We start from the raw sequence: 6,000 nt of genomic DNA on the forward strand, positions 1-6,000 counted from the left end.
ATGCCTTTGAGTGGATCCAATCTTTCATTTTTGTAAGAGAAGGTAATTTAGAACTGTTTCATTGTACAGATTGGTCTATACATATATACCGATTCTAAGCAGCGCCATATGGTAAGCAAATGCTACAAAAAAGCCGCCAGCCCGCAGGCTGACGACCCTGATATTCAGGATTAAGCTTTCGCTTCATCCAAACCGTTGTCCGGCCGTTCTTTCTTCCACAAGCCGAGGATCACGCCGCTGATGACGGAACCGACGACCACGGCGAGAATGAACTGCAGCGGCTTATTGGCTAGCAACGCGGCGAAGATACCGCCGTGGGGAGCCGGGACGTTGACGCCCATGAACTGGGTGAGGCCGCCGGCAATGGCGGCGCCGATGATACTGGACGTGATGACCCGGAGCGGATCAGCCGCGGCGAAGGGAATGGCGCCTTCGGTGATGAAGGACAGGCCCAGCAGGTAGTCGGATAACCCGCTGGTGCGCTCTGCCGGGGTCCACTTCTTCGGCCAAATCGTGGTGGCTAAAGCAATCGCCAGAGGCGGGACCATCCCGCCGGCCATGACCGCCGCCATCCAGCGGCCGTCTGTTTGATGAGGGGAGGACATGAAGACACCGATGGAGAAGACATACGCGGCTTTGTTGAAGGGGCCGCCCATGTCGATGGCCATCATACCACCGAGAATCGTGCCCACGAGGATGACGTTGGTGGTGCCGAGACCTTCCAGCCAGCCGATCAGCGCTAAGTTAATCGCAGTGAAGACCGGGTTGATGGCGAAGTACATGATCAGGCCAATGGCCAGTAAACTGAGAATCGGGAAGATGAAGACTGGCTTCAACCCGTCCAAGGACTTGGGCAGGTTCTTGAACCATTTCTTCAAGACCAGGATGATGAAACCGGCCAGGAAGCCGCCTACCAGACCGCCTAGGAAGCCGGCCACCCCGTTCTTGGAGGCAATGACTGAGAAGCCGGTGTTGCTGGCCATCCAGCCGGCGACGAACCCAGGCAGCAGGGCGGGCCGGTCACCGATGGCTTCGGCAATATAGGCCGCCAGCACCGGTACCAGGAAGCCGAAGGCCGCGGAGCCCAGGCCGTTGGTGAAGGTGAAGATGATCGACTTGGCACCGACCCCGGGAATACGCTCCAGCAGGAACGACAGGGCCATGATGATCCCGCCGCCGACCACGAACGGCAGCATGTTGCTGATCCCGTTCATCAGGCTGGCGTAAGCTTGCCGAGCCAGGGACGGGGACTCGCTGACGTCGCTGTCACTGGCGGCGGCTTCACCGTTGCCCTGGAAGATCGGGCCTTTTTCGGCCAAGGTGTCTTCGATCAATTCGTGGGGCTTGTTGATGCCGTCGATGACCGGCCGGTTGATCAGGTGCTTACCGGCGAAGCGGTTCATTTCGACTTTTTTGTCTGCCGCGATGATGACGCCGGTGGCTCGGCTGATGTCGTCGGCGGTCAGACGGTGCTTGATCCCTTCGGAGCCGTTCGTCTCCACCTTGATGGCGACGCCCATCTTCTTGGCTTCTTCCTTCAACGCCGCTTCGGCCATGTATGTATGGGCGATGCCGGTGGGGCAGGCAGTGACGGCGACGACGTAGGGTTTCTTGATGGCGCCGGCCGGTTCTTGGGCGGCGTTGGCGTTACCGACGGCCGCTTGGGTCGCGGCAGCGTCCTTTTCTTCCTGGGCGTCCTCGGCTTCTTTCTTCTCTTCAGCCGCACTGAACAGGCTGAGCACTTCATCCGGCGTGTCGGCTTTCTTCAAGGAAGCCACCAGACTGGGGTTGATCAACAAGGAAGAAAGGGTCGCCAGGGCTTGCAGGTGTTCGTTGTTCGCACCGGCGGGGGCAGCGATCATGAAGAACAGGTGCACAGGTTGGCCGTCCAGCGCGTTGAAGTCCACGCCTTGGCTGCTCTTGGCAAAGAGGACGGCGGCCTTCTTCACGGAGTCGGTCTTCGCGTGGGGCATGGCGATGCCGTCGCCGATACCGGTGGTGGACTCGGCTTCCCGGGCCAGAATGTGCTTCTTGTAGTCGGCCTTGTCGCTGATCACGCCGACCTGAGCGTAACGATCGATCATTTCGTCAATAGCGGCTTCCTTCGTCGTCGCCTTGAGGTCCATGATCATCGCATCTTTGATTAATAAATCTTGGATTTTCAACAGTTACACTTCCTATTCTTTAATTGACAGTCGTGATTTGAATAGCCGGCAGCAGCGCGTCGATGGCGGCGCGGTCGGCGATGTCTTCGGAGAACGCCGTGGCACTGCCGCAGGCCAAACCGTAACGGAAGGCTTCAACGGCGTCGCGGTGCTGGGTGAACGTCCCGACGAAGCCGGCCAGCATGGAGTCGCCGGCACCGACAGAGTTCTTCACCGTGCCCTTGGGGGCGGTGGAGTGATAGACGTGGTCCGGCGTGATCAGGTACGCCCCCGCCCCGGCCATGGAGACCAAGACGTGCTGGGCACCTTTGGCCAAGAGGTCTTGACCATGGGCAATCAAGTCGGCGTCATCTTTGAAGGTCATGTGGAACAAGTCGGCCAGTTCGTGGTGATTAGGCTTGACGACCAGGGGATGCTTGGGCAAGCTTTCTAACAGCTGCGCCCCGGTAGTATCGATGGCGAAGTCCGCGCCGACGTGCTGGACCCGGGCGATGATCTCATTGTAGAAATCCTTGTCCAGGCTGGCCGGCAGACTGCCAGAGATGACGACCACGTCCCCTGGCTGGATGGCCGCCAGTTCCTGGAAGAAAGCGGCCTTCTCCGTCGCGGTGATGTGCGGGCCGGCGGCGTTGAGCTCGGTTTCTTCCCCCGCCTTGATCTTCACGTTGATGCGGGTCTGGGCGGCAATGCGGGTGAAGTGGTCGTTGATGGCCTTGGTCACCAGCTGCTTCTCGAGGATCTTGCCGACGTCGCCGCCGACGAAGCCCAGGGCGGTATTGGCCACGTTCAGCTGGTTGAGGATCTGGGACACGTTGATGCCCTTGCCGCCGGCCAGCAAGTCGGCTTGGGGCACGCGGTTCACCGCACCGAGGCGCATGTGGTCCAGATGCAGGACGTAGTCAATGGCCGGGTTCGCGGTAATGGTATAAATCATGCGGGGGTCAACTCCTTAATATGGTTGAATGAACGAAAATCATGGCGGGCGGTCAACGGAATCTGATCCGTGATGATCTGATCCACTTCGCCGATGTGGGCGAAGGTGACCAGTGCCTGCTGCGTGAACTTGGTGTGGTCGGCCAGGACGATGGTTTCCCGGGAGGCACTGATCATCACTTGCTTGATGGTCGCTTCCTCCGGGTCCGGGGTGGTCAAGCCGGTTTCTGCGGAGACCCCGTTGGCCCCCAGGAAGGCGAAGTCAACGTGAACACCGCCCAGGAAGCGGGCGGCGGCAGCGCCGACAATGGCCTTCGTGGCGGCCTTGACCTCGCCCGCCGGAATGAAGACGGAGAGATCGGCGTCGGCCAGCAGACTGGCGGTCTGCACACTGTTGGTGTAGATCGTCAGGTCCGCGCGGGCTGCCAAGTGGGGGATGAGCATCGCCACGGTAGTCCCGGCGTCCAGGAACAGCGCCTGGTGGTCGCGGAGATACGTGGCTGCGGCGTAATCGGCGATGGCTTGCTTCTCGGCCGGCTGGGCCTGCTCCCGCTGCGCCATGCGCTCGTCTTCCACCGGCCGCGACGCCAACTGGGCGCCGCCGTGGACGCGTTCAAGCAGCCCGGCCCGGGCCAGCTCCGTGAGATCCCGGCGGATCGTCGACTCGGACGTGTTCGTCCGTTTGACCAAGTCTTGCAGCTGGCAGAAGCCATTATCATGGAGCAGCTGCAGGATCAATTTATGACGCTGATTCGTCAGCACGGCGCTGGCCTCCTTTTCTTTAACTCATTGCCCTAGTGTAATCGGTATCAGGAAGAAAAGCAAGCAAAATCAAGCAAAAACAGTCAAAAACATTCAACCGAGGCGACGGCCCGCGTCATACCGGGACTTATGAGCCGTCATGCACTAACACTAGAGTGTCAGCCGGCCCAAAAAGTCACGAGAAAACGGTCAAAATGGCGAGTAATCAGGGCACCAGCGCCTAACCGGTCAAAATCCATCATTGATATAGACCAGGTGACTGGCGGCTCTGCCCGGAGAATCCCCGGCGGCACCGCTGACATTGCTGTCTTGCTCTGCTACACTAACCATAGAAGTTTTCCGCAGGAGGGTATGGCCATGAGCGCTGACAAAGCCGGTAAGACAGAAAAAAAGGAACAGTATCTCCAATTGAAGATCACGCTGGAGGCTAATCGTCCCCCTGTGTGGCGCCGGGTGGTGATTCCAGCAGACAGTACCTTGGCTGATTTGCGCCGTGTGTTGCGGATCGTGTTTGACCTCGCGGCCAGTGATGAGCAGTTGACGACCACGGCCCAGTTTGCCCAGCAAACCGCGGCAGACGGGGATGAGGCGACCCTGCAGCCGATCATCCACCAGGCCGCTGATTGGGACCAGCCGGCAGCCGGTTTTCTGCACGCCCAAGCCCTGTACTTCACCTTCCCCAGCCAAACCAAGCGGCTGCTGCGGGTGCTGCTGGAAAGTGTCTTGGGCCCAGCCGAGGCGGGGCCGGAGCGAGCACCTTACGTGGCCTATGGCCGGCAAGCGATGACCAGGGCCAACGGCGGCCAGGGCCGGGCCTACCATAAGAAGGTCATCAACGCCGCTTTAGCCGAGGCCTTCCCGGATCCCAGGCAGCGCCGCCGGCCGCTGCCGGTCATTTACGCTGATCCCGACCAGATCCAGCGGGACCGGGAGCAGCCCAACACCCCCGAAGGTCAGATGCAGGCCCTGAGCGACCTGATGTCCGGCAAGCAGCTGACCACCGCCCAGAGCGAGGCGCTGGCGGCTTTCTTCAACGACCGCAACGGTGTGCCGACGCCCCATGTGGAGAAACCTAAGCTGGCCCCGGGGGAGAAAGTCACCCAGGAGGACATCGACGACGCCCTGGCCCGGCTGGGCAGCGGCGACATCGACGGGCGCTCCAGCGCGGTGAACATGATCATCCAAGGCTTCGCCGACGGAGAATTCACCCGGCCCCAGCGGCAGCGGACCGCTACCCGGCTGATGGCCAAGAACCGGTTGTTCCAAAAACTGGGCGAACCCGAGGGCGACCTGTTGGACCGTACCGCCCGGGGCGACACCGCCACGATCTATGCGGGCATGCTGGTGGGCGACATGATGGACCCCTTCCTCACCGGCAAGCAGCGCACGACCCTCTTTCATTGGGCCAGTGAATACCTGCAAAAGGAGATCGACCTGGGCATCATCTTCCCGGGCAACCTGACTGCCACTTCCTGCGGTCTGCGTTTCCTTTATTCCGTCGTGATGCATCCCGACTTCCCGGCCGGCGACCTGCTGAAGACGCTGATCGACAGCTTCGAACTCTTGCTCTCCCACATGCAGCTGCCGTTCCAGGGCGACGAGGCCGAGTCCATGGCCCTCATCGTCCACGATTTGGTGATTGCCAAGATGATCCAGCCGGCTGATTTCCTCACGCTGCTGCACAGCGTCACCGGCATGGTCGAGCGCTACCTCGAGCCCACCGATCCGCGGTCATTTTACCGGCGCAAGGGCTGGGTGGCGGCGGTGGAGGTTCTGTTCATCAGCTTGGACGGCGCCGACGATGCGTATGGCGAGGGTCTTGACTTGGTCTTCGACATCGTTGACCGGTACTACCAGTCCATGGGCATCGATATCGTCGGGGACGATGACGACGAAGACGATGCGGACGATGATGGCAGTGATGATGATGCGGAGTGAGAAAGGCAGCCGTCTCGTTTCTGGCCCGGGTGACTCCGGGCTGCGCGGGAGGGGGCGGCGACGCGAAGCTAGTGCGAAGCTGGTCCTGCGGAGCTAGTGGTGGGCACGGCTTTGAGCCTTTTGGCAAAGGGCGCCAAAAGTCTCAAAGACCGGCCTCATTCTAGGCGGCAAAGCCGCCAAGAATGATTTCACCACTGAGCCC

4 protein-coding genes are annotated in these 6,000 nt (G+C 60.6%); 1 reads left to right on the top strand and 3 read right to left on the bottom strand.

All coding sequences use genetic code 11. The annotated features are described in order from the left end of the window. Positions 1-170 precede the first annotated feature (170 nt). Genes L248_RS08240 through L248_RS08250 form a run of 3 tightly spaced genes read right to left on the bottom strand, consistent with a single transcriptional unit; the run spans position 171 to position 3,860 of the window. The gene (locus L248_RS08240) at positions 171-2,165 is read right to left on the bottom strand and encodes a PTS fructose transporter subunit IIABC (RefSeq protein ID WP_022529710.1); all 1,995 of its coding nucleotides are present in this window, start codon (positions 2,163-2,165) and stop codon (positions 171-173) included. Positions 2,166-2,184: 19 nt separating this feature from the next. Further along, entirely contained in the window at positions 2,185-3,099 is a 915-nt protein-coding gene (gene pfkB / locus L248_RS08245) for a 1-phosphofructokinase (RefSeq protein WP_022529711.1), read from the bottom strand. Further along, positions 3,096-3,860 carry a DeoR/GlpR family DNA-binding transcription regulator gene (locus L248_RS08250; protein ID WP_022529712.1) on the bottom strand — a complete coding sequence of 255 codons (765 nt, stop codon included), beginning with the start codon at positions 3,858-3,860 and terminating at the stop codon, positions 3,096-3,098. The genes pfkB and L248_RS08250 overlap by 4 nt, the downstream gene beginning before the upstream one ends. A gap of 357 nt (positions 3,861-4,217) precedes the next feature. Between L248_RS08250 and L248_RS08255 the strand changes: the two genes are divergently transcribed. Next, entirely contained in the window at positions 4,218-5,798 is a 1,581-nt protein-coding gene (locus L248_RS08255) for an IS1096 element passenger TnpR family protein (RefSeq protein ID WP_040535722.1), read from the top strand. The last annotated feature ends 202 nt before the right edge of the window (positions 5,799-6,000 follow it).

The organism is Schleiferilactobacillus shenzhenensis LY-73, assembly GCF_000469325.1.
Classification (GTDB): domain Bacteria; phylum Bacillota; class Bacilli; order Lactobacillales; family Lactobacillaceae; genus Schleiferilactobacillus; species Schleiferilactobacillus shenzhenensis.